Raw genomic sequence first — 22,296 nt, 5'->3', positions numbered from 1 at the left:
CTCGGACGCCTGTTTCAGGGTTCCGCGGGATGAGCCAGAAAACCGGCTCGCCGCCGCCGGTCTTCCCCCCTCTCCCCAATGTAGTCTCGGTCATTCATGCGCGCGCGCCGAGGTTCAGGGCGAATGCGGCGGACGGCAGTCGGGCCGGGGCCGGCCCCGACGTCGCTTCCTTGCCGGGTGATCGTTGGCGATGCTCTGCCAAGTCCTGATGGACCTACGGTTCCGCATGGCTGTGGTGACTCCGAAGCCGTTCCACCGGACACTCCCCGTCGATCCCTGTTACGTCCGCCGGCCGTGAGCCGAGTTGTCGGACTCGGGGAGCAGTCGCGCACTCGGCCCAGACCGTTTTGCCGGGGCCGAGGCGGTCGCTCACGCCCCAGTCGGCGGCGAGCGCGTCGACGAGGAGCAGGCCACGGCCCCCGTCCTCGTCCGGGCCGGGAGCCGGCCGCGCCGGCTGGGCGGGATGAGTGTCGGTCACCTCGATCCGGACGACGCCCCGACTGTCGCCCAAGGACAGGGACAGGGCGAAGTCCCGCCCCGGGACACGGCCGTGCAGGACGGCGTTGGAAGCGAGTTCGGCGACGACGAGGACGGCCGTGTCGTGCGCTTCGGTGCCGTGCGGGTGGCCCCACTCGGTGAGCTGGTGCGCGGCGAGCAGCCGGGCGAGACGCGCACCGCGCCGGGTGGCGGAGAAACGCTGCGCGAAGGAGCGGGCCGGGGCGGGTGTGGGGGTGTGAGGGGCTGGCATGGGGGCCAGCCTGCGGGGCGTTGACGGCCCGTCGGCAGGTCCGGCGCTGATACAGATCACGCTGTACTGGTTCACTCGCTGGACTGGACCGGTCGCTGTACGTGACGATGAGCGTGCCGAGCGTGGCGCAGCGCGCCCGGCACACGGTACGGCAAGCGTTCGGGGCCGGCACGGGTACGGCCCTGGCGGCACAGGGGAAGGCGGCTGCGATGGCGACGGGCAACGGCGGCGGGGTGGGCGGGAGTTCGGGGCAGGGCGGAGGCGGAGGAGGCGGCGGGAGTTGCGAGCCGGAACTGTCCGACAGCCTCAAGACGTTCGGCGCGGTGCTGAAGTCCTTGCGGGAGGAAGCCCGGCTGACGCAGGAACAGTTCGCGCCGCTGGTACGGTACTCGGCCGCGTACATCGCCAAGATCGAGCAGGGGAAGCGCTTCCCGCCGAGGGATCTGCTGGAGCGGTCGGAGGAGGCCTTGGGGGCCGTTGCGGGGCGAGTCCTGACAGCGGCGGCACGGAGCCTGACGCGGAAGGCGGGGCTGGCGTCGTGGTTCCGACAGTGGGCGGGGATCGAGGAGGAGGCGATCTCGCTGTACGCGTACGAGTGCGCTGTAATTCCGGGCTTGCTTCAGCCCGAGCACTACATTCGCGCCCTCTTCGACCGGCGTCTGCCGCCCTTGTCGGAGGAACAGTTCGAGCAGCAGGTCACGGCCCGGCTCGAACGCCAACGCCTGCTGACCGAGCGGCCGAACAGCACGTTCAGCTTCGTCGTCGAACAAGCGCTGTTGGACCGCCGCCTGGCCGGTGCCGAGGTCACGCAGGCACTGCTCAACAACCTGCTCGATGTGGGCCGTCTCCGGAACGTGGAGATTCAGATCATGCCTCGGGTTCAGGAGGATCACTCCGGTTTCGAGGGTCCTCTTTACCTCGCCGAGACAGTGGAGAATCGGTGGGTGGGCTACGTAGAAGCCCACGACTGCAGCATGCTCGTCACCGACACAAAAGCCGCAAGCGCCATGCTTCAGCGCTATGGCAAGATGCGCTCGCAGGCTCTGAGTCATCAAGCCACCGCGAGCCTGCTGGAGCAGATGCGAGGAGCGCTATGAGCACCACCGAACTTGCTTGGTTCAAGAGCAGCTACAGCGGCGGTGGAGGCGGCAACTGCGTGGAGGTCGCTACGTGCCCTGACACCGTTCGTGTCCGGGACTCGAAGGACACGCAGCGGCAGGCACTGGCTGTGTCCCGCGATGCCTGGTCTGCGTTTACGACGCTGGCAGTCGACTCGCGCGTCTGAGCTTCCGGTGGGGCGGCGCCCGTCGCTGCCCCACCGAATCTCCCACGGCTACTCGACTTCCAGCGCGGGCTGCTTCGCTGCCGCCTTACGGCCACGCGTCTTCCGCACCGGGCGCCAAGCCTGCAACTCCTCTGCGCCAACCTGGTGTTTGCGGAGCTGGTTCTCGTACTCGGCCTCCAGCTCGTCCGCCGGTACGTCACCCCACTCGTCGTCGTACTCGCCGTGCCACTGCTTGACCCAGGGCATGACCTCGTGGAGTCCAGCGAGCAGCGGAACGACCCGCTCGGAACTCCAGCCGTCCCGCGTGGTGCGGGCGGCCGGCAGCTCGAAGAGGGCCTGTGCCTGGTCCTTGTGACCCCAGCCGGCCCACCCGAGCATCAGCGCCGAGTCGTTGTCGGGCCCGGCCTCGGGGTAGGAGATGAACCGCTCCTTGGGCACGTCGAGCTTGCCGCGGTTCGACCAGTAGGACGGGCGGGCGAAGTCGGCGGACGTGTACGTGGGCGGTACGGGGATGTCGAGCCGTTGCCCCGTCCTGTCCTCCTCGCGCTGTTGCCGCCAGACCTCTTCCCACTGCGCGCGCTCAGGCCGCACACGGTGAGCGCAGGGCGCTTGGTGCGCGGAACCGCACCCGATCCCACCCGGCACGTCGATGTCGTCGAGAACGTCGAGCAGCTCGCAGGTGATGCTCGACTTTCCTGAACTGGACGCGCCGTCAAGGAAGATGATCCGGCCGTCATGCAGGGATGATCACACGACTGCCGCTCCGGCGGTACGACCTGTGGACCTCCCACCTCAGGACGGGCCTGCGGTGCCATCGTGGTGAGGCCGAGGAATCATGCACACCGGCAGTACCGCCTCTTCACCGGTAAAGTACTTGGCTTTCGGCAGTCACTGCTGCGGAAACGGTTGTCGCAATCCGTTCTCCAGCAGCGCGAAGGCGTGTTCTGCGTCAGCCACCGCCCCCGCATAGCGGGCGTCGGCCGACTCTCCGGCCGCCAGGCGATCGGCGTTGTCCTCTGCCAGTGTCCAGCGGACCACGACGATCTGGGCGGCGGCCAGCCGTGCGGTGAGTTCCGGAATGGCTGCCGTCTCGTGCAGCGCCTGGGCGAGCGCGCGTTCGGCGCCGGTCTTGAACCGCTCCATCCGGGCCACCAGCGAGGGCGCGTCGACGATCATCCGGTGGACTCTGCGCACCTGGGGATGGTCGTTGAGTCCGGTGATCGGGTCCCGCTCGCGCAGCCCCTCGAGGTAGTGCTCACGCACCGCGGTCAGCGGGTCAGTGCGGGGTGGGCGGGCCCGCACGACGCGCGCGAGTTCGGTCTCGTGGTCGGCGAGCCGATGCACCACGAGGTCTTCCTTGGTCGGGAAGTAGGCGAAGAGCGTGCGCTTCGACACCTCGGCCGCCTCGGCCACCCGGGCCACCGAGACCTGGTCGAAGCCGTGTTCGAGGAACAGTGCGATCGCCGCATCGGAGATCGCCGCGCGGGTCCGCTGCTTCTTTCGCTCCCGTAGCCCTGGCTTGCCGTCCACGACGCACACCGTAACAGGAAGCTACCCCGAGGGCATTTCTGCACCTGGTATATATTTTCACCAAGGCGAGAGACGAGTGGGATGGAGTGGGGATGTCGGCTGAGATCGAGACCGAGGTCGTCGTCGCGGGCGCCGGCCCGACCGGACTGATGCTGGCGTACGAGCTGGCCCTGGCCGGGGTGGAGGCGCTGGTGCTGGAGAAGCTGCCGCAGCGCGCCGAGCAGGTGAAGGGCGGCGGGATCCAGCCGCGTACCGCGGAGCTGCTGGAATCGCGCGGACTGCTGGAGCCGTTGCTGAAGCGGGCCGCGCCACACGCGCCGGCCGGCGGGCACTTCGCGACCCTGCCCGTGCCCTTGGACTGCACCCCCTGGCAGACCAGGCACCCTTTCCCGATCGCGATCGCCCAGTGGGGGGTCGAGGACGTGTTCGAGGAGCGGGCGATCGCCGTCGGCGCGCGGGTTCTGCGCGGAAACGCCGTCTCGGGGGTCGAGTCGGACGACGACGGTGTGGTCGTGACGGCGGAGGGTCTGCGGGTGCGGGCGCGCTACCTGGTGGCGTGCGACGGCGGCCACAGCACCGTGCGAAAACTGCTCGGGCTGCCGTTTCCCGGCAGGCCCGGGACCCATCAGGCGGTGCTGGCCGACGTCCGCCTGTCCACCGTGTCGCCGCTGGTGCCGCAGCAGATCGGGCACATGAGCACGCTGATGCGCCAGGCGGACGGCTACTGGGCCATGCTGGTCCCCCTCGGCGGCGACCGGTACCGCTTCACCTTCGGGCGCACGGACAAGGCGGACACCGCCCCCGACAGCCCCGACACCGTCTCCCTCGAGGAGATCACCACCGCGCTGCACGCCGTGTACGGCGATGAGACCACCCTCGCCACCGTGGAGAACTCCTCCCGGTTCAGCGACGCCACCCGCCAGTTGGAGCACTACCGCGCGGGCCGCGTCCTGTTCGCCGGCGACGCCGCGCACATCCACCCGCCCCTGGGCGGCCAGGGCCTCAACCTCGGCATCCAGGACGCGTTCAACCTCGGTTGGAAACTGGCCGCGACCCTCCAGGACCGAGCCCCGGACGGCCTCCTGGACACCTACCACGCCGAACGGCACCCGGTCGGAGCCCAGGTCCTGCACCACACGTCGGCGCAGCGGGTGCTGGCAGACCCGAACCCGAGCGAGGACGTGGCCGCCCTGCGCGACATCTTCATCGACCTGCTGCGACTGCCCGACACCAACCGCCACCTCGCAGGACTGATGTCCGGCCTGTCGCTGCGCTACGAGCTGTCCGGCGACCACCCGCTCACCGGACAACGCATGCCGGACGCCGACCTGGTCACCGAGGCCGGCTCCACTCGGCTGTCGACGCTGTTCGGCTCGGGGCACGCCGTCCTGCTCGATCTGGCCGGAGTCGTCCCGGCCGGCCTCCGTCTCCCCGCACGGGTCGACCTCGTCCGCGCCACGTCCGCCGACGACCTGGGCGCCGCCTCCCTGCTCATCCGTCCCGACGGCTACGTCTGCTGGGCAGCGGACAGCTCAGCCCCCGCCCACGGCATCACCTTGGAGGCCGCAATCGCCGGCAACCTTGCGAAGGTGCCCTGAGCCGGATGTCCACCACGGCCCGACCGCATTCACGCGATCAGCGGCCCCTCCGCACGCCCTCGCCCGTCCGCGAACCGCCGCCACCGAGGAAGTCGTCCGCGCCGCCCGCGATCTCCTGCCCGAACCAGGCCGCTCAATCACCTCCATCGCCAAGCTCCTCGGCGTCTCACCGGGCACCCCCTACCACCACATCGTCGGTGAGCCCGGCTGTCACAAGTTGCGGAGTGCCTCCTTGAGGTGCGCTTCAGCTGCCTCGCTCAGGGGGTACGTGATCGCGGCCCTTCCGCGAGGCAGATGAGGGCACCGATGCTGTCGAAGCGGTCGGGGCATCGCACACGAATCGGTTAGGCCGGATGGCCGAAGCGGATGTGGGGTGAGGGCGGCCGGGAAGGGAATCTGTCCCTGACGGCACATCACGGCGAGCTATGACCAGGAGCGGAGACGAGCGATGGCCACCACGACGGGTGGGGCCCGGGCCGGCGTGACGCAGCCGGCGAGTATCCAACTGCCGGGCATCGTGCTCGGCGTGGGGATGGGGGGCTTCGTCGACGGCATCCTGCTGCACCAGCTCTTGCAGTGGCATCACATGCTCACCAGCACCAACGATGACCGCATCGGCGTGAAGTACTACAACCCTCACACCGTCTCCGGCCTGGAGATGAACACTGTGTGGGACGGCATCTTCCACGCCGTGTGCTGGATCGCCGTCCTGCTCGGTCTGGCCATCCTCTTCGCCCGCGTCACCCACAACCGGCGCCGTGTGTGGACCTCCCGTGTGCTGTGGGGCTGGATGCTGGTCGGCTGGGGTCTGTTCAACATCGTCGAAGGACTCCTCGACCATCAAATCCTCGGCATCCACCACGTCCATGGCGGCCCGTACCAGATCTGGTGGGACATGGCCTTCATCCTCCTGGGCGTCCTCCTCCTGGTCGGCGGCCACCTCCTGCAGCGCAGCGGCCGTCCCTTCGACCCCGACGCCCCCACCGCCGACGCCCGGCAGCAGCGGAGCCGGTGATGGACCACGGCACGCCCATGCACGGCCACGAGACCGGCGGCCTCGCGGAAACTCTGCTGCCCGCACTCGCGCTGCTCCTTGCCGCCGGCACCTACCTGTTGCTGGCCCGCCGTGCTCGCAGCCGCAATCCCGCCCGGGGATGGAAACCAGCTCGTACAGCTGGCTTCCTGACCGGTATCGTCCTCCTGGCTGTGGCACTGCTGCCGCCCCTGGCACCATTCGCCCAGGATGACTTCCGCGGCCATATGGCCCAGCACATGCTCATCGGCATGTACGCGCCGCTCGCGCTCGTCCTGGCCGCCCCCCTCACCCTCCTGCTGCGTACCCTGCCCGCTGCCCGGGGACGGCAGCTGACCGCCGTGCTGCACAGCCCACCCGCCCGGTTGGTCGCCCGTCCCGTGGTCGCGCTGCTGCTGTCCACGGGCAGCCTCGCGGTGCTCTACTTCACTCCGCTCCACCACGCGGTCATGAGCACCCCGGATGCGCACTGGCTGTTGCACGCGCACTTCTTGCTGTCCGGGTGCCTGTTCGCCTACGTCATCGCCGGACCCGACCCCGCCCCCTCCCGGCCGGGCGTGCGCGCCCGGCTGGTCTACCTCGGCGTCGCCATCGCGGCGCACGCGGTGATCTCCCAGCTGATGTACGGCGGCTTCTGGGTCGACATCCACGCCCCCATCGACCAGGTCCAGGCAGGCGCGGAGATCATGTACTACGGCGGCGATATTGCCGAGCTGCTGCTGGCCGCCGCTCTGGTCGCCACCTGGCGCCCCGACCACCGGCGCGCGGCGTCCCGTGAGGCTGTCGCCCCTCGGGACGTATCAGCACCTGTCTGACACCACCCAGGGCGAGTCATGGTTCTCGTTCCGAATCCCATGACTTCCGGCATGGAGCTTGGCGGGAGACGCGCCGAGGCGTGCGGTCCCCAAAGTGTCCTCGGGGCCATGAGCACCAGCGGCATCGCCCCGTTCGGCCGCTGACCCGAACCGGTAAAGAGCCTACGAAGAAGCCCATGTCCAGATGACTGAGTCCAAGGGATTGAAGTTCCACCCTGGAGCTGGACAGCCTGACACTGGGACGACAGGTTCCGGAGGAAGCAGATCCAGGCAGTGAGCGAGAAGAGCAATGCGGGCGAGCGGTACACGGCCGAGTTCGAGCGGGACGCGGTCGGACCGGTCCGCTCCTCCGGGCGGACGGTGACGGAGGTGGCCCGTGAGCTCGGGGTGAGCTCCGAAGGGCTGCGGGGCTGGGTGAAGCAAACCGCGATCGACCGGGGCGAGGGACCGGCAGGAGCGCCGACCACCGCGGGACGTGAGGAACCGGTCCGGCTGCGGCGGAGGGTCCGCGAGCAGGAACAGACGATCGAGGTGCCGGGAAAGGCGACCGCCTTCCTCGCTCGGCGGAAGGCGAAGTAGCCGCGCGCCACGCGTTCGTCGATGCGGAGAAGGCATCCAGGCTCTCACCCCTGCGGCGTAAACACCCGCTGTCCATGATCAGGATGGAACTTCACGGGCCTTCTCCCCCGTACGGTTCCACAGCCGTACCTCATGACCGGTTTCTCCGAGCCGCGTCGCCATCGCGGCACCGAGGGCGCCGGCTCCGAGGACGGTGACCGTTGTGGTGTGCGACATGGAAAGCTCCCTCGCGCGCTTTTCCTTCCCCTGTCCATACTCCGCCGGGAACCCGGGGTTTTCCTGACAAGGGAACGCAGCGCCCGTGTCACGGCCTGCCGGCCACCGAGCGCCTCGTGACCGCGGCGGGCACGGGGGCGGCCCGGAGGATGCGGCACGAGACCGGAAGTCGGGTCGCGGACCGACCACGGCACGGGCTCGCTCGCGGCCGCTCGCGTCGACTCGACGATCGCGGGGAGGCCGACATCGGCCGTGCCGCCGCACCCGACGGGCATATGGCGTGCAGAGCGTGGCCGCAGGCGTGCACCACGGGCTCTTCCCGACCGGATGCGCGCCCGTGGCGGTGACCGCGCCGGCATACGTCAGACCGGTTTCCTCCCGGAGCGGCAGCGCATCCGTGCCGGCCCGCGGGCGTGCGTACGCCCCGCTCTTCCAGCGCGCGGAGGATGTCCGTCCGGCGCCCCCCGCCGAAGTGTCGTGAACGTCCGGGCCTGATGCCGGGGCGATGCCAAGCGCGCGATGTCACCGGTCCGGACGCGGGTGCCTTCTCCTGAACCGCGACAGCCATGACAGCCGCGACAGCCCCGACAGTACGGTCTTCACAGGGTCCGGCACGTGCTCGTCCAGCTCCTGTGCCGTCTCCCCACCGGCCCGTTCCGCTTCGGCCACCTTGTCCTTGTCGACTCCGGCGAACAGCATGATGTCGATGGCGACCCTTCGCACCGCGACGCGGACGGCGCTGGAGTACGTGTCATGACCGCCGCCGGGCTCCACCGGCCCGCGCAGTACGCCGAGCGCGATGGCCGCCGCAGCTCGGCGGGTGCCCAGGTCCCCGAGCGCAAGGCCGAGTTCGCCGACGGCCCGGGAGAGTGCACGCACCGCGTCCGACATCGTGGGCCCGGGGTGGACGGCACCTGGGTGGACGTCCATGGCAGTACGTGTGAGCGTCAGGCAACTGTCCCCGAGCAGGACGAGCCGCCCCGCGCTCAGGCTCTCCCGCAGGGCCGGCGCCCCCCGTGTGCGCCAGATCAGCGAGCGGCCTGCGATCCGGGTGCTTCGGCTACGGGTCTGGTCGAGCTCGACGAGCTCTTCGCGTGCGGTACGCAGGCGGTCGAGCACCTCCTGGTCGCTGAGCACGTGATCGCGGTGCCGCAGGGCGAGGGCCGCGAGATCCAGCGCGTCGGCGAGGGCTCTCAAGGTGGTCACCTCCGCTCGGCGCAGGAGCGCGATCGGCTCCGCGGGGAACACGATCTGGCTCATCAGCAGCGCCACACCGGCACCGATCAGCGCGTCGATCAGTCGTTCGGGTCCGGCTTCGACGTTCGAGGTGGCGACGGCGAGGATGGCGCTGACCGCCGCCTGTGCGCGCACGATCCGCTCGCCGCCCAGCAGGAGCGCGATCAGCATGGCCGTGAAAGTGGCGATCGCCAGCGCCCCGTATCCATGATTGCCGAGAACCGTGAGCCAGAACTCGGCCATCAGGATGCCGATGACGACTCCGAGCAGCAGCCGCACGGCATTCTCACCGCGCTCGCCCCGTGAGGCGTTGAGCGCGACGACGGCCGCCACCGGCGCGAAGAGCGGCTCGTGGTGATGCACGAGGTGTCTCGCGATCAGCCACGCCACCGTTGCCGCGCACGTCTGCTGGAGGATCGGCCACAGGTCGGCCCTGACCCGCTCCCGGGCAGCGGGTACCTCACGCACCGCGGCGCGGAGCCGCCGTCGCACCCTGTCGCGCCGCGCATCCACGGGTCGGCGTCAGCCCGAAGCCCGACCGGCCTGCGGCTTCCTGCCGAAGCGGGCCTGCAGAGCGGTGTCCACCTCGTCGAATTCACGGCCGCGGGTCTCGGGCACATAACGGCCGACGAACCACAGGGTGAACACAACGATCACGGCAAAGATCCAGAACGTCTCGCCCTGGCCGATCACATTGGCGAGCGGCAGGAACACGAGGCTGACCACGAAGTTCGACGCCCAGTTCACGGCGGTGGACGCGCCCGAACCGGCAGCGCGAGCCGAGGACGGGAAGAGTTCACCCACGAGCACCCAGAACACCGGGCCGAGTCCTACGGCGAAGGAGGCGATGTAGATCACCATGAACAGCAGTGACAGCACAGAGCTCATGCCCACCACGTACGAGAATCCCAGCAGAACGAGCGTCACCAGCATGCCCGTCAGCGAAATGAGCAGCAGTGGGCGGCGCCCCATTCGGTCGACCAGCCTGATGGCCACAATCGTCATGACCAGGTTGATGACCCCGATCGCCACCGAATAGAAGATGGAGTTCGTTGCCGAAAGGCCGGTTTTCTCGATGAGTGTCGGTGCGTAGTAAATGATCGTGTTGATTCCACCGAACTGCTGCGCGGCCGCCAGTGTGAGACCCACGATCAGCGCCGGCCGGACACGGGGCGCCAGCAGAACCCGCCAGTCCTTTTTCTGTTCCGCACCCTGCTTCTCGTCCGGGCGCCGCCGCAGGGCGCGCTCGATCAGATGCGTCGCCCGTTCCTCGTTGCTGACCGATTCGATGACCTTCCGGGCCTTGTCCACCCGGCCCTTGAGGATCAGCCACTGCGGCGATTCGGGCAGCAGCCACACCGTCCCCGCGACCATCAGCAGGGCCGGAATCGCACCCACGGCGAACATCGCACGCCACTGACCGCTGCCGGCGAAAGCGAGGTTGACGAGGTACGAAATCAGGATGCCAACCGTGATCATGAGCTGGTTGAGTGTGAGGAACCGCCCGCGCAACTCCGTCGGGGAGACCTCCGAGAGATAGACGGGAACGGTCGCCGAGGCCGCACCGACCGCCACGCCGAGGACGATGCGGCCGATCAGGAGCACCACGTAGCCGGGGGCGAACGTGAGGATCGCGGTCCCCCCGATGAACAACAGCCCTTCGATCGCCAGCGTTTTCCTACGGCCCAGCCGGTCCGCCGCCCGCCCCGCCCCCATGGCTCCGAGCATGGCGCCGATGAGCAGCACACTGACGATACTGCTCTGCTCTAAGGAATTGAGATGGAATTCACCCTTGATGTACAGCAACGCCCCGGAGACGACACCCGTGTCAAATCCGAAAAGGAATCCGCCGAGCGCGATGAAGAGCGCCCAGAGGCGAACCTTCCGCACACCCTCCGGGGCAATCCCTGAAAGAGGACCCTCGGTCCCCGGTTCCCTGGAAAATCCCTGGACCATCTCGAATCCCCATCATGCGTCAGCGCCCGGACGTACGAGCCGTCCTTCGACATACGGAATCACAGCCCGGAGCGCACAGCGCGCCTGGCGATCCGATCGGGGCGGGGCGGGGCCGTTCGTCTCCGGGCAACGAGAGGGCGCAGCCTGGTGCCGCTGAGCCGTTCGAGGAGCGGGGCGGTGCGCCCGGCGGCCGGGACGCGGCGACCGCGGCTTTGGCGACGACGTCGGGATCGGGGCCGGGCAGCGGGCTTCGCCCCGGACCGGCGAGGCGGCCATGAGCAGAGCCGCCGTGAGGGGGGGTGGCGCCCGCGACGGCGGCCGGATGACGGTGCCGGCAGCGGCGGCGATCGCCGCGTGGTTGCCGGGGAAGGGAGGCCGCGACCACGATCACGGGGCGGCGAGTGCCTGAGCGGCCCGGGCCCGGGCCCCCTGCGCAGGACGCGCTGGGCAGGTCACTCGCGCGTGACGGCACCCCTGTCCCACCAGTACGAGAGGAGCGCCGTGACCCGGGGCCGCTCCGGCCGTGGGTACGCCGGCGACGCTCCACGACGGCGGTCCGTGCCCCCGGTCACAGGCCCGGGAAGGGGCCCGTCAGGGAATGGAGCACATGGTCGGCGTTGGCGGCACGCAGCTCCTTCACGCTGTAGTGGCCGCTCGCGACCCCGATCGCCGTCGCGTTCGCCGCATGCGCCGCCTCGATGTCGCGCGGGGTGTCGCCCACCACGTACACCTCGTCCCGGCCGAGATCCTGTCCATGCAGCCGGGCGGCCTTCGCGACGGCCATCCTGGTCACCTCGCCCCGGTCCGGGGAGTCCGAGCCGTAGGCGCCGAACAGGAAGTAGCGGCCGAGCTTGCCCGGTTCCAGCTTCGTCCTGGCAGCACCCTCCATGGCCCCCGACGTCAGGCCCAGGATGACGCCGGCGTCCGCGATCCGGCGCAGCACGTCCTCGACGCCGTCCAACACCCGGTAGCCATCGGACCGCCACACGTCGTCCGCCAGGTGCAGGAGGTAGGCGGCGAACAGCCGGTTCATCTCGTCAGCGCGGGCGTCCCGGCCGAGCACCCCGCGGAACGTCTTGCCGCCGACCTCTGGATCGGTCTCACCGGCCGAAGTGTGCTGACCGATGTCGGCCGCCACACTGTGCAGTTGCTCGAACGCCCACGCCCAGCTGCGTGCCCCCGAACCGCCGGTGTGGACCAGGGTTTCATCGATGTCGAAGAGCACTGCGATCGGACCCATTTCCGTGTCCCTCCATTCCGTCGCCGCGCTCGGCGACGACTTCCTTTCAGGGTGGAGGTACCGCGGCTCCTCGGCGAGCGGGGGCGGCGCTGCCCGGTCAGGAGCGGGGTCGGCTGATCGCGACAGCGGGGCGGAATGGCGCTAGCGTGAAATTGCGGCCGGGTCGGCAATGCCGCCTTCGAGTCGGCCGCCCGCGCGGATCGGCGGGCAGGACGGGCCTCACCGGTCGCAGAGCCGTGCGTCCGGTGAGGGATGAGACCCGGGAGGCCGAAATGACAGTCCTGCCGTCGGGCAGCCAGCACCGGATCCACCACGGCGAGCAGGAGGTGCGGCTCACCGAGGTCGGGGGCGGCCTGCGTTCGTACAGGGTGGGAACCCGGCGGGTCATCGACGGGTACCCCCGCGACGAGATGTGCACGGGTGCCCGCGGCCACTCCATGATCCCTTGGCCGAACCGTGTCCGGGGCGGCTCCTACACCTGGGCGGGGATCCCGCTTCAACTGGACCTCACCGAGCCGGAGGCCCTGGGTGCCATCCACGGCCTGACCCGGTGGGCTTCCTGGCGGTGTCCGGACGGCCACACGGACGCGGCGTCGTTCGGGCACACCCTCCATCCCTGCCCCGGGTGGCCATGGACACTGGAGTGCCGCATCGGTTACGTCCTAGACGACCACGGTCTCACCGTGAGTACCACGACGACCAACCTCGGTCCGGCCCCGTGCCCCTACGGGACGGGAGCGCACCCCTACCTCGTCGCGGACACACCGGGCATCGACACGGCGCACGTTCAGGTTCCCGGCTCGGTATATCTGCCTGTCGACGACGTCGGTATTCCCACCGGACACCAGCCGGTGGAGGGCACGGCCTATGACCTGCGCGTACAACAACCGCTCGGTGACCGGCGGATAGACGTGACCTACACGGACCTGCGCCGCGACGAGAACGGCCGTGCCCGGGTGAGGCTGGTGAACCCCGATGGCCCTGTCGTGGTGCTGTGGGCGGACGAGACGTATCCGTATCTGGAGATCTTCACAGGTGACTCATTGCCGGAAGCCGACCGTCGCCGCACGGGGCTGGGGGTGGAGCCGATGACCTGCGCGCCGGACGCGTTCAACTCCGGCGAAGGGCTGATCACTCTGCAGGTCGGGCAAACGCACCGGACGCGGTGGGGCATCGACCCCTACGGCTGAACTCCGACCCGCATCCCGCTGGGGGTACTGCGCATGCCAGGAGGGCGTGAACATGAAGGCCATCACCGTCGTACCCGGTGACCCCGGACGGGTGGAGATCCGTGACGTCGACGAACCCGGCCCGGAGCACGGCTCGTTGCTCGTCGAAGGCCGGCTCCTCGGCATCTGCGGTACCGACATCGACATCGTCGACAAGGGCTACGGTGCGGCGCCGCCCGGTCAGGAGCGTCTGCTCGTCGGGCACGAATCCCTGGGGAAGGTACTGGAGGCACCCGAGGACAGCGGATTCGCGCCGGGAGACCTGGTCGCCGGCATCGTGCGACGCCCCGACCCCGTGCCCTGCGGGCCGTGTTCGGTGGGTGAGTGGGACTTCTGCCGCAACGGCCTCTACACCGAACGCGGCATCAAAGAGCTGAACGGCTTCGGGTCCCAGCGGTGGCGCAGCGAACCGCGGTACGCGGTCAAGCTCGACCCCGCCCTCGGCGACCGAGGAGTCCTGCTCGAGCCCGTCTCCGTGCTCGCCAAGGCATGGGAACAGACCGAACGCATCCTGACCCGGTCCTCCTGGAAGCCCCAGGTCGTCCTCGTCACCGGCGCCGGGCCGATCGGCCTGTTCGCCGCCATGCTCGGCGCCCAACGCGGCCTGGAAGTGCACGTACTCGACCTCAACGACAGCGGTCCCAAACCACAGCTCGTCGCCGACCTCGGTGGGACGTTCCACACCGGCGACGTCCGGGACATCGGCCTGGAACCCGACGTCGTCATCGAATGCACCGGCGCCGGTTCACTCGTCTACGCACTGACGGAAGTAGTCGGGGCCGGCGCCGTCATCTGCCTGACCGGTATCTCCTCCGGCAGCCGGAGGATCGCCGTGGACCTGGACGCGACCGCCCGGGAAATGGTGCTGGAGAACACCGTCGTCTTCGGCTCCGTCAACGCCGGCCGCCGCCACTACGAACAGGCCGCCACCGCTCTCGCCAAGGCCGACCCGCGCTGGCTGGACCGTCTCATCACCCGCCGGGTACCGATGAGCGGCTTCGCCGACGCGCTGCACAAGCGCGGCGACGACGTGAAGGTCGTCGTCGACCTCCAGGCCTGACATCGGCGGTACGGGTGCCGACCCCGCGTGCACGAGCACGCCCGGTGCGCCGAAGACGAAAGGGGCGATCATGAGAATCAACATCGTGGGAACCGGCAACATGGGCCGGAGCATTGCCGTCCGAGCGCTCACCGGCGGTCATGCGGTGCGCCTCGTCAACCCCAAAGCCGGCAGCGGACAGTTGCTCGCCGACGGGCTGAAGCAGCGCTTCCCGGACGGCGAGGTCGCCTACGCCTCCTCGGTCGGGCAGGCCGAGCTGACCGTGTTCGCTCTGCCTTACGACGCCGCCCTGGAGGTCTCGAAGTCCGCCCGGACCGACCTCTCCGGCCAGATCCTGGTCGACATCTCCAATCCCGTCGACTTCACCACCATGGACGCGCTGTCGACACCGCCCGGCACCTCGGCGGCCGAGCAGATCCAGGAGAACGTGGGCGCGGACGTACAGGTCGTCAAAGCGTTCAACACCACGTTCGCCACGCTGCTGGAGACCGGGGAGGGGCACGGCGTCCCGCTCGACGTCTTCATCGCCGGGGACTCACAAACGGCCAAGGACAGCGTGGCCGATTTCGTACGCTCCGCCGCCATGCGCCCGCTGGACGTCGGCGCATTGCGGCGTGCGCGCGAACTGGAGGCCATGGGATTCCTGCACATCGCCATCCAGCAGCCCCTCGCACTGAACTGGCAGAGCGCCATCAAGCTCCTCTCCTGACCGGCGAATGCCACGCGCCCCGTGGGCCCCGGTCCGACCCCACGGCCGAACACCCGGCAACCCCCTCGGACGCCGGGCACCCGGCCCTGCCACAACCACCCCGAACCGGCTGTTCACCCGCCAGAAACCGTTCCTGAAGACTGAGCGGGAGTGAGCCCATTCAGCCCCCCGAACGGTCCTGGGCGCTCCCCCACCGCCTCAAGGGCGTGGGAGGTGCCCCCGGGTTGTCGGCGTACCCGGCCCCGGGGCGGCGACCCGCCTCCCGTGCGTGGTCCGCTCCCGGGAGGCCGGATCCCAGCGCGACCCGGCCCCACGGGTACGGCCAAGGCGACGGAGAGGCCCCGAACCATCCCACCGGTGGAGCGGGAGCCCCGCCCGCCGGCGCCGTGCCCGGCGTCCCGGAGCGCACGCTCACGTCGACCCGGCCGGCCCGGGGCGCCATGAGCGCGCGAACGAACCGTCACACGATCGAGCCGACGCGGCCCCGTGTGCACCCCCGGCGAGCAGTTACCAACCTTCACGGCAGGCTCAAGGAGCGCCACGCGCTCCACATGGTGCGGCAGCCGACCGACCGTCGGGACGTCTTCCGGACGACCCCGGTGAACATCCTGGTGAACGCCCCGGCACATCGTCGCCAGGTCGGCCACGGCACGAACGCCACCATACGAACCTTCCGGCCCCCCGGTCCGCGCCGGTCCGTTCGGCCGGCCACCACGGACCATGTGAAGATCCGGTGCCTCTTGTGCACGCTCCACTGCGACCCCAGCCGAATTCTGCTAACGCCGTGAAAGCCGGTCGCCGCCCTTCGCCACGCCTCGACCCGGGGCGGGAGAGGACTCGGCCGGCGCCTCTCGCCCGCGTCGGACGATGAGAGCGTCGCGACGTTCCGAGGGAGCGAAGCTCGACCTCCGGGAGGGGCTCGGGGAAGCCCCCGGCCCGGACCGCAGGAAGGAAAGAACTACTCCTCGCGAGTTCACGCGGAGGATCCCGCGAGATAATTCAATTTTCAACGGGAATCGTGCCGGGGCAATTCGAAAGACGAACTCAACCGACGGACTCCTTTTCCTCCCGCATACCGAAGGCCGCTTCACCGGGACGGGCTCGGTTTCCGGCGTGAGGAAGCAGCCGGACGGGCCCGGCCGTCCCGGCGGGGAGGGCCACGGAGGCCGTCCAGGCCGCCGGTACTGGCAGGTCGGTGACAAACCAGGCGTCGGGCGTGCCGGGCACCCCGGCGGCAACCGTGACCGTGCCGGCGATGGCCGGATGTGTCTCCACCAGATCCAGGGGAACCGTGACGCCGACACCGACCGCCTTGAGCGCGGCCTCCTTACGGGTCCAGCAGCGCAGGAACGCCCGTCGCCGCGCGTCCCCGGCGAGGAGGCCGTTCAGCCACCGCGCCTCGGAGGGGGTGAGGACGGTGGGCGCGAGATCCCGGACACGGATGTCCCGCACCCGTTCGACGTCCACCCCGACGGGCGCCGCGGCCACGGCGAGCATGCCGCAGCCCGAGGTGTGGGAGATGCTGATCCAGCACTCGACCTTCGGATCCAGCACCGCCGGCGGACCGTGCTCCCCGTTCCCGCAGCCCGGACACGGCCTGCGGCCCAGGCGGATCCGCTCCGGCGCCTCGTCCAGCAGACCGGCCAGGACGCGGCGCACCGACGCCCGGTTACCCGCGAACTCCGCGGCGTCGGCCGGGGTGCGCATACGCCCCAGGCGCTGCCTCTCGGAGTCGTCCAGGAGGGCGAGGTCCGCGGCCAGGACCGTCGTCGCACCCCGCCACCACCACACGGTCGCCCCGTCCGGCGCCTCCCGGACGCCCGGGGATCCACTGGCTGATTCGGTACCGGTCCGGGGTGCGGTCATGTACCGAGACGCTAGGTCGGCCACCCCACAGGCCGACCACGGATGACAGTAAGTGGACAGGGACACACCGTGACAATGACCGAGTGTCACCGTCCGGATGCCGTCCGTGCCCAACCCTGGGTCGGTTCCATGGCACCCGCCGAAAGTGCTGCAACTTGCTGACAACCCGGCCGGAGGTTTTGGGTGCAATGATCCGTGAAGCCCGCCGGGGAGTGCTGCTTTACCTGGACTATGCCTGCACCCCGACGTTGACTGGCTCGCAGCCAGCCCATAATGTCTGAGCTTCGGAGTCGAGCAGGCTTGGTCCATCCTGAGCCCCGCCCGCTGCGTCGTGAATCGCTTTACCTCGACAGGTAGATTGACGATGAATGGATGATTGTTCAGGCAAAGTTAACAGCCAGGAGTCCCGGTGTGTTTTTCAACAGGAATAAAATTCCTGGCATCGGATTTACCAACTTCATCCTCCAGGGCGAGGATTCTATCGCTGAGTGCTACGGGGAATAATCGGTGTAATGAAGACTTCCACGTTGAAAACCCATGGTAAAGACCTGATGTCTGTCGTGATCGGGAAACCTCCGTCGGGCGGGCCGGCCGCGGGTCCTGCCGACGGCGCCATCGATACGGCCGAAGGCGTCAACAGGATGGAAAGCGCGCTGCTTCAGGCACGTGCGCTGATCGAATCGACGATGTCGCTGCACCGGACCAGGCCGGTGCGCGAGTCCCTCGTCCTGCGCGCGGACGATGCCGACATCGGCGGCACGGTCACCCGGCTCATCGGGCTGGCACGTCACTCCGTCTCCGTGTCACTGTCCGCCGGCGAGAACGCGTCTGCCGTGTTCGACGCGCTCGCCGCCCACGCGGCACCCTCCAAGGAGCGGGCGGCGGGCGGCCCGGTCATCCGACTGCTGTGCACGCCGCAGGCGATGAACAGCTGCAGGCCGAGCGCCGAGGACTTCCGGGACACCCGGTGCGAAATCCGGGTCGACGAAGGGGAGTTGCGCGGCATGCTGATCGTCGACAGCCGGGTCGCCCTCATGCCGGACTCTCCCGGGAAGACGAGCGACTCCGCGATCATCAAGGACACTGCGTCGGCCCGCGCCCTGGACCTGCTGTTCGCCGGATCCTGGGCCAACGCCAGGTCGCTCGCCGAGTACCAGCGCACGAGCGCGCGCATGCGGACGGAGTCGGTACGACGCATCCTGGAACAGCTCTGCATGGGCCGCACCGACGAGGTTGCGGCACGCGAACTCCGGGTGTCCCTGCGCACGTACCGTCGTCACGTCGCGGAGATCATGCAAGAGCTGGGAGCCAACTCCCGCTTCCAGGCCGGGGTCAGGGCCGTGGAGATGGCACTGCTGCCGCAGCGCGCCGATGCCCCCGGCAGAGAGTCCGGCAGGGAACCACAACGCCATGGCTGATCCCTATCCGGCCGAACGGCCGCGGTATGCCACCGCGCAGGACCCTCGGAGCCGCACCGAGGACACCGGACAACTCGGCGAACAGCCCGCGGACGACCTGGAGCAGACGCTCATGGAGGTCCGTCGGCTGATCGAGGCCACCGTCGCCAAGCACCGCGACCGTGTCGTGCGGGACTCGCTGATCACCAACGTCACCGCCTGCGTCGGCGAGGTGGCGGCAGCAGCCCTCGGGCTGGTCGCCGAGGCCGAACGGACCATCGACATCGTGCTGGCCGACTCGGAGCACGTCGAGGCGATCAACTCCGTGTACTGGGAGTTGGAGACCAGCCGGAAGAACATCGGACTGCGGCTCCTGTGCACCCAGGCGATGCTCGACAGCGGCGTGGTCCAGCCCCACATGCTGGAGAGCCTTCGGTACGAGGTGCGGGTGGCCCGGGTGCCCATGCTCCAAGTGATGGTCGTCGACGGGGCGGCTGCCCTGGTGACCTCGCAAGCGCTCACCGGACGACAGGCCTCGGTGATCCGCGCCACCACCGTGATCGGCACGCTGGGCACCCTCTTCGAGGGGCTCTGGCGCCACGCGGTCCCGGTCGAGGAACGGATCGACTTCGGTGACCGCGACCGTGCCGACGTGGCCCGGCAGATCCTGGACCGTCTTCAGGTCGGCATCACCGACGAGGTCGCCGCCCGCGAGCTCTCCGTCTCGGTGCGCACCTACCGCCGCTACGTCGCGGAGATCATGGCGCTCCTCGGAGCGAGTTCGCGCTTCCAGGCGGGGGTTCGGGCGGCCGAGCTGGGGCTGCTGCCCAAGGGCCGGAAGAACTCCCCTCACCCGTCGGCCGGACTGGCCAAGGGGGCGTCCGGGCCGCCCGGCCGGCGGGGCGCACCACGGCAGGACGCGCCGGCCCAGGGAGCGGCGCGGGACGTACGCGACGCGGACGGCACACCTCCTCGCGACGGCCGGTTCGGCACTGGCAGCTTCCTGTAGCCGTCGTTGCACCCGTCCGACGGAGCCGGTTAGACAGGGACGGCACGAACGGCCGTCCGCCCCGAGCGGACGGCCGGACACCCCTGACCCGAGAACTCCGGCGGCCCCCGCGTTTCCTGTGCCGCCGGCGATCCGGTGCGCCGCGGGGCCGGGGCCCTCACTCCTCGGCCCCGCGGCACACCGGGTGTCGGGGGCCTGTCACCCGAGACCTCATCAGCCGGGTGCGGGCCCCGTTCCTGTCCCTGTGCCACGTGGAAGGTGTGGAAAGTTGACCCCGACGCCGATCGGTCTGGTATTCCCCGGACAGGGGACGCAACGTCAAGGCATGGGTGAACCCTGGCGGGACACCGCCGCGTGGAGCCTGGCCGGCGAGGTTTCCCGGCACAGCGGCAAGGACGTCGAGGAACTGCTGCTGCGGACCCCGACCGACGTGCTGCGCCGCACCGACCTGGCTCAGCTCTCGGTCTTCACGACGGCCTTGATGGCTCACGCGGAGGCGGCACGGTGCGGGGCGCTGGACGGCGCCGTGGCGTGCGCCGGGCACAGCCTGGGAGAGTACGCGGCACTGACGGTGGCCGGAGTGCTCACGCTGCCGGACGCCGTCGCCCTGGTGACGGACCGGGGGCAGGCCATGCGGGACGCCGAGCAACTCCGTCCGGGCGCCATGGGCGTGCTCGTCGGGATCGGACTCCCGGAAGCCGAGGCACTGGCCGCCGACGTGCGGGCCGAGGGGCTCGACGTGTGGGTGGCCAACATCAACGCCCCCGGCCAGACAGGGCTCTCCGGCTCCACGGACGGCATCGGGAGGGCGGCGGAACTGGCTCCGGGCGTGGGGGCCAAACTCATCCGCCTCTCCGTGGGCGGCGCCTTCCACAGCCCCTTCATGGCGCCTGCGGCCGAGCGGCTGGCCCGGACCCTGCGGGACGTGCGGTTCGCCCCGGGACACCTCCCGGTGGTCGCCAACGTGGACGCGAAGCCGTACACCGGCGACGGGAACTGGCCGGAGCTGGCCGTGCGCCAGCTGGTCTCCCCCGTGCGCTGGGAGGAGAGCGTGCGGACCCTGACCGGACGGCTCGGCTGCCGGCGGCTCGTCGAGCTGGGCCCGGGGCGGGTACTGACGAATCTGATCCGCCGGATCGATCCCGACGTCGAGGTGACCGCCGTGGACGGCCCCGGCGCCCTGGAGGGCCTCGCCACCGTGTGACACCCCCGCCACCCTGGACCGAACTCCCCGATACAAGAAGCCCGGTGCCATGAACACCCTGAAGCACACCCCCCGGAGCGACGCGACGTGGTTCCGGCGCTACTCCCCGTCCGCCTCGACCCGTATGCGACTGCTCTGCCTGCCGCACGCCGGTGGTTCGGCGAGCTCCTACCACTCCTGGGGAAACGCCTTCGGCGACGACATCGAGGTTCTGGCGACCCGGTACCCGGGGCGCCAGGAGCGGATCGCCGAGCCCTGCATCGAGAGCATGGAAGAGATGGCCGACGCGGTGACCGCCGCCGTTCTGCCCCTCCTCGACAAGCCGCTGGCCCTCTTCGGCCACAGCATGGGAGCCTCGCTCGCCTACGAGGTGGCGGTCCGCCTGGAACGCAAGCACGGCTTCTGCCCGAGCGTTCTCCTCGTCTCCGGCCAGCGGCCCCCCCACGGGCAGCGGCCACGTACCGCGCACCTGGACGGTGCCGAGTCCGTCCTCGCCGAGGTCCGCAAGCTGGGCGGTACCGACGCCGCGCTGCTGGAGGACCCCGACCTCCGGGAACTCGTGATGCCGGCGCTCCTGGCCGACTTCACCATCGTCGGGCGGTACGCCGAGAAGGGCCCCCGGCCCGCCGTGCCCGTGCGCTGCCCGGTCGTCGGTTACGTCGGGGACCGCGATCCCAACGTCACCGGGGAAGAGGTGGCCGCCTGGGCCGGCGTCGCCCCGAAGGGCTTCGAGCTCAAGGTGCTGGAAGGCGACCACTTCTACCTGGTGCCCAGCAGGGACGAGCTCGTCACCGACCTGGCCTCCCGCCTGCGCTGACCCCGGCCCCGGCCGCGACCGAGCTCGTCACCGACCCAACGTCCCGCCCCCGCTGACCGGTCGTGCCCCGCCTCGTGGTGTAAGCGACCTTGCTCGACGCGTTCCGGTGAACCGCGCGTCAGCCACCTCATGGGACCTGGCTCCCGCACCGCGCACGGCTGACCTGCCGTCAGCGCCATGGGGGGCCCTGAACCGCGTCGATGCGGCGATGACCTGCGCATTCCGAGTACTTGATCGGCTACACCACCTGGCGGGACGCGATCCGCTGACCCCGACCCCGGCCGAGCTTGTCACCGACCCGGCCCCCGCCCGCACCGACCCCGACCCCGACCGGGGCCGGGGCCGCGGCCGGACCCTGCCGAATCCCGCCCGCCCCCGCTGTCCGCGGCCCATCACCCGGTGTTGCTTGGCAGCTTTGTGCAATGCGGCTTGTCGGAGCGGATAGCCGTGGCTTAGAAATCGTCAGGAAGTTACTGGAATTGCCCGTTCGGCAATTCACGAGAGAGGTGCCAGCATGGCCGCTGCAACGCGTGAAGAGCGTCTTGTCGTCATCAAGGAAATCGTCTGCGACATTCTTGAGATCGAGGAGGAAGAGGTCTCGGAAACCAGCCTCTTCAAGGAGGACCACAACGCCGACTCGCTCCGCGCGATCGAGATCCTCGCGGCACTGGAGAAGGAGTTCGGTGTGGTCATCAACCAGTCCGAACTGCCGCGCATGGTCAACCTCACGGGCGTGTACGAGGTCGTCGGGGAGCCGGCCGGCTGGTGA

Annotated in this window: 22 protein-coding genes and 1 pseudogene; 14 read left to right on the top strand and 9 right to left on the bottom strand. The window is 69.7% G+C overall.

The features are described from left to right. Window positions 1–214: 214 nt before the first annotated feature. Entirely contained in the window at window positions 215–748 is a 534-nt protein-coding gene (locus tag ACFP2V_RS32135; protein ID WP_381218800.1) for an ATP-binding protein, read from the bottom strand. Window positions 749–957: 209 nt separating this feature from the next. On the opposite strand from ACFP2V_RS32135, the gene ACFP2V_RS32130 reads away from it, so the two are divergent. Together ACFP2V_RS32130 and ACFP2V_RS32125 are read left to right on the top strand one after the other, a co-directional pair. Continuing rightward, on the top strand, window positions 958–1,845 hold the full coding sequence (locus tag ACFP2V_RS32130; RefSeq protein ID WP_381218809.1) for a helix-turn-helix domain-containing protein: 888 nt from the start codon (window positions 958–960) through the stop codon (window positions 1,843–1,845). Further along, window positions 1,842–2,033 (top strand): DUF397 domain-containing protein, encoded by a 192-nt coding sequence (locus ACFP2V_RS32125; RefSeq protein WP_381218799.1) that lies wholly within the window; start codon window positions 1,842–1,844, stop codon window positions 2,031–2,033. Before ACFP2V_RS32130 ends, ACFP2V_RS32125 begins: the two co-directional genes overlap by 4 nt. 48 nt (window positions 2,034–2,081) lie before the next feature. Here the strand turns inward: ACFP2V_RS32125 and ACFP2V_RS32120 are convergent, their stop codons facing one another. The 3 genes and pseudogenes from ACFP2V_RS32120 to ACFP2V_RS32110 form a co-directional block, all read right to left on the bottom strand. Beyond that, complete coding sequence (locus ACFP2V_RS32120; RefSeq protein ID WP_381218798.1) at window positions 2,082–2,624, bottom strand: DUF7008 domain-containing protein; 543 nt, start codon at window positions 2,622–2,624, stop codon at window positions 2,082–2,084. 60 nt (window positions 2,625–2,684) lie between these two features. Further along, a pseudogene (locus ACFP2V_RS32115) lies at window positions 2,685–2,774 on the bottom strand (phosphotransferase-like protein); the annotation flags it as partial. Window positions 2,775–2,921: 147 nt separating this feature from the next. Continuing rightward, on the bottom strand, window positions 2,922–3,563 hold the full coding sequence (locus tag ACFP2V_RS32110) for a TetR/AcrR family transcriptional regulator (RefSeq protein ID WP_381218808.1): 642 nt from the start codon (window positions 3,561–3,563) through the stop codon (window positions 2,922–2,924). A 92-nt stretch (window positions 3,564–3,655) separates the two neighbouring features. Between ACFP2V_RS32110 and ACFP2V_RS32105 the strand changes: the two genes are divergently transcribed. The 4 genes from ACFP2V_RS32105 (at window position 3,656) to ACFP2V_RS32090 (ending at window position 7,588) form a co-directional block, all read left to right on the top strand. Beyond that, window positions 3,656–5,161, top strand: coding sequence for an FAD-dependent monooxygenase (locus ACFP2V_RS32105; RefSeq protein ID WP_381218797.1), 1,506 nt, complete (start codon window positions 3,656–3,658; stop codon window positions 5,159–5,161). 448 nt (window positions 5,162–5,609) lie between these two features. Further along, entirely contained in the window at window positions 5,610–6,176 is a 567-nt protein-coding gene (locus tag ACFP2V_RS32100; protein WP_381218796.1) for a DUF2243 domain-containing protein, read from the top strand. Then, window positions 6,176–7,009, top strand: a complete 834-nt coding sequence (locus ACFP2V_RS32095) for a cytochrome c oxidase assembly protein (protein ID WP_381218795.1) — start codon at window positions 6,176–6,178, stop codon at window positions 7,007–7,009. Before ACFP2V_RS32100 ends, ACFP2V_RS32095 begins: the two co-directional genes overlap by 1 nt. A gap of 273 nt (window positions 7,010–7,282) precedes the next feature. Further along, window positions 7,283–7,588, top strand: a complete 306-nt coding sequence (locus ACFP2V_RS32090) for a transposase (RefSeq protein ID WP_381218794.1) — start codon at window positions 7,283–7,285, stop codon at window positions 7,586–7,588. A 78-nt stretch (window positions 7,589–7,666) separates the two neighbouring features. Here the strand turns inward: ACFP2V_RS32090 and ACFP2V_RS32085 are convergent, their stop codons facing one another. The 4 genes from ACFP2V_RS32085 to ACFP2V_RS32070 form a co-directional block, all read right to left on the bottom strand. Beyond that, complete coding sequence (locus tag ACFP2V_RS32085) at window positions 7,667–7,804, bottom strand: 2-dehydropantoate 2-reductase N-terminal domain-containing protein (RefSeq protein WP_381218793.1); 138 nt, start codon at window positions 7,802–7,804, stop codon at window positions 7,667–7,669. A gap of 522 nt (window positions 7,805–8,326) precedes the next feature. Beyond that, window positions 8,327–9,508: an FUSC family protein gene (locus tag ACFP2V_RS32080; protein WP_381218792.1), complete on the bottom strand. Its 1,182-nt coding sequence runs from the start codon at window positions 9,506–9,508 to the stop codon at window positions 8,327–8,329. Window positions 9,509–9,562: 54 nt separating this feature from the next. Next, window positions 9,563–10,996 carry a sugar porter family MFS transporter gene (locus ACFP2V_RS32075; RefSeq protein ID WP_381218791.1) on the bottom strand — a complete coding sequence of 478 codons (1,434 nt, stop codon included), beginning with the start codon at window positions 10,994–10,996 and terminating at the stop codon, window positions 9,563–9,565. A 568-nt stretch (window positions 10,997–11,564) separates the two neighbouring features. Then, entirely contained in the window at window positions 11,565–12,236 is a 672-nt protein-coding gene (locus ACFP2V_RS32070) for an HAD family hydrolase (RefSeq protein ID WP_381218790.1), read from the bottom strand. Between the two features lie 272 nt (window positions 12,237–12,508). On the opposite strand from ACFP2V_RS32070, the gene ACFP2V_RS32065 reads away from it, so the two are divergent. The 3 genes from ACFP2V_RS32065 (at window position 12,509) to ACFP2V_RS32055 (ending at window position 15,234) form a co-directional block, all read left to right on the top strand. Beyond that, on the top strand, window positions 12,509–13,426 hold the full coding sequence (locus ACFP2V_RS32065; protein ID WP_381218789.1) for an aldose 1-epimerase family protein: 918 nt from the start codon (window positions 12,509–12,511) through the stop codon (window positions 13,424–13,426). 52 nt (window positions 13,427–13,478) lie between these two features. Continuing rightward, entirely contained in the window at window positions 13,479–14,525 is a 1,047-nt protein-coding gene (locus tag ACFP2V_RS32060) for a glucose 1-dehydrogenase (RefSeq protein ID WP_381218788.1), read from the top strand. A 70-nt stretch (window positions 14,526–14,595) separates the two neighbouring features. Then, window positions 14,596–15,234: an NADPH-dependent F420 reductase gene (locus ACFP2V_RS32055; RefSeq protein WP_381218787.1), complete on the top strand. Its 639-nt coding sequence runs from the start codon at window positions 14,596–14,598 to the stop codon at window positions 15,232–15,234. A 1,044-nt stretch (window positions 15,235–16,278) separates the two neighbouring features. Here the strand turns inward: ACFP2V_RS32055 and ACFP2V_RS32050 are convergent. Continuing rightward, on the bottom strand, window positions 16,279–17,100 hold the full coding sequence (locus ACFP2V_RS32050) for a 4'-phosphopantetheinyl transferase family protein (RefSeq protein WP_381218786.1): 822 nt from the start codon (window positions 17,098–17,100) through the stop codon (window positions 16,279–16,281). A gap of 512 nt (window positions 17,101–17,612) precedes the next feature. Here ACFP2V_RS32050 and ACFP2V_RS32045 point away from each other — a divergent pair. The 5 genes from ACFP2V_RS32045 to ACFP2V_RS32025 all read left to right on the top strand — a co-directional run bounded on the left by ACFP2V_RS32045 (window position 17,613) and on the right by ACFP2V_RS32025 (window position 22,296). Further along, window positions 17,613–18,518, top strand: a complete 906-nt coding sequence (locus ACFP2V_RS32045; RefSeq protein WP_381218785.1) for a helix-turn-helix transcriptional regulator — start codon at window positions 17,613–17,615, stop codon at window positions 18,516–18,518. Continuing rightward, complete coding sequence (locus ACFP2V_RS32040) at window positions 18,511–19,506, top strand: helix-turn-helix transcriptional regulator (protein WP_381218784.1); 996 nt, start codon at window positions 18,511–18,513, stop codon at window positions 19,504–19,506. Before ACFP2V_RS32045 ends, ACFP2V_RS32040 begins: the two co-directional genes overlap by 8 nt. Window positions 19,507–19,774: 268 nt before the next feature. After that, window positions 19,775–20,710 carry an ACP S-malonyltransferase gene (locus tag ACFP2V_RS32035; protein ID WP_381218783.1) on the top strand — a complete coding sequence of 312 codons (936 nt, stop codon included), beginning with the start codon at window positions 19,775–19,777 and terminating at the stop codon, window positions 20,708–20,710. Window positions 20,711–20,759: 49 nt separating this feature from the next. After that, window positions 20,760–21,527 (top strand): thioesterase II family protein, encoded by a 768-nt coding sequence (locus ACFP2V_RS32030; RefSeq protein WP_381218782.1) that lies wholly within the window; start codon window positions 20,760–20,762, stop codon window positions 21,525–21,527. A gap of 514 nt (window positions 21,528–22,041) precedes the next feature. Further along, window positions 22,042–22,296, top strand: a complete 255-nt coding sequence (locus ACFP2V_RS32025; RefSeq protein WP_381218781.1) for an acyl carrier protein — start codon at window positions 22,042–22,044, stop codon at window positions 22,294–22,296.

It is taken from the genome of Streptomyces incanus (assembly GCF_042656345.1).
Lineage (GTDB): Bacteria > Actinomycetota > Actinomycetes > Streptomycetales > Streptomycetaceae > Streptomyces > Streptomyces incanus.
This window is presented reverse-complemented; position numbering and strand designations above follow the sequence as displayed.

Coding starts and splice junctions, on each gene's coding strand:
- ACFP2V_RS32135 (WP_381218800.1), bottom strand. CDS start 748: ATGCCAGCCCCTCACACCCCCACACCCGCCCCGGCCCGCTCCTTCGCG.
- ACFP2V_RS32105 (WP_381218797.1), top strand. CDS start 3,656: ATGTCGGCTGAGATCGAGACCGAGGTCGTCGTCGCGGGCGCCGGCCCG.
- ACFP2V_RS32075 (WP_381218791.1), bottom strand. CDS start 10,996: ATGGTCCAGGGATTTTCCAGGGAACCGGGGACCGAGGGTCCTCTTTCA.
- ACFP2V_RS32045 (WP_381218785.1), top strand. CDS start 17,613: ATGAAGACTTCCACGTTGAAAACCCATGGTAAAGACCTGATGTCTGTC.
- ACFP2V_RS32100 (WP_381218796.1), top strand. CDS start 5,610: ATGGCCACCACGACGGGTGGGGCCCGGGCCGGCGTGACGCAGCCGGCG.
- ACFP2V_RS32040 (WP_381218784.1), top strand. CDS start 18,511: ATGGCTGATCCCTATCCGGCCGAACGGCCGCGGTATGCCACCGCGCAG.
- ACFP2V_RS32070 (WP_381218790.1), bottom strand. CDS start 12,236: ATGGGTCCGATCGCAGTGCTCTTCGACATCGATGAAACCCTGGTCCAC.
- ACFP2V_RS32030 (WP_381218782.1), top strand. CDS start 20,760: ATGAACACCCTGAAGCACACCCCCCGGAGCGACGCGACGTGGTTCCGG.
- ACFP2V_RS32085 (WP_381218793.1), bottom strand. CDS start 7,804: ATGTCGCACACCACAACGGTCACCGTCCTCGGAGCCGGCGCCCTCGGT.
- ACFP2V_RS32065 (WP_381218789.1), top strand. CDS start 12,509: ATGACAGTCCTGCCGTCGGGCAGCCAGCACCGGATCCACCACGGCGAG.
- ACFP2V_RS32055 (WP_381218787.1), top strand. CDS start 14,596: ATGAGAATCAACATCGTGGGAACCGGCAACATGGGCCGGAGCATTGCC.
- ACFP2V_RS32025 (WP_381218781.1), top strand. CDS start 22,042: ATGGCCGCTGCAACGCGTGAAGAGCGTCTTGTCGTCATCAAGGAAATC.
- ACFP2V_RS32130 (WP_381218809.1), top strand. CDS start 958: ATGGCGACGGGCAACGGCGGCGGGGTGGGCGGGAGTTCGGGGCAGGGC.
- ACFP2V_RS32095 (WP_381218795.1), top strand. CDS start 6,176: ATGGACCACGGCACGCCCATGCACGGCCACGAGACCGGCGGCCTCGCG.
- ACFP2V_RS32060 (WP_381218788.1), top strand. CDS start 13,479: ATGAAGGCCATCACCGTCGTACCCGGTGACCCCGGACGGGTGGAGATC.
- ACFP2V_RS32125 (WP_381218799.1), top strand. CDS start 1,842: ATGAGCACCACCGAACTTGCTTGGTTCAAGAGCAGCTACAGCGGCGGT.
- ACFP2V_RS32050 (WP_381218786.1), bottom strand. CDS start 17,100: ATGACCGCACCCCGGACCGGTACCGAATCAGCCAGTGGATCCCCGGGC.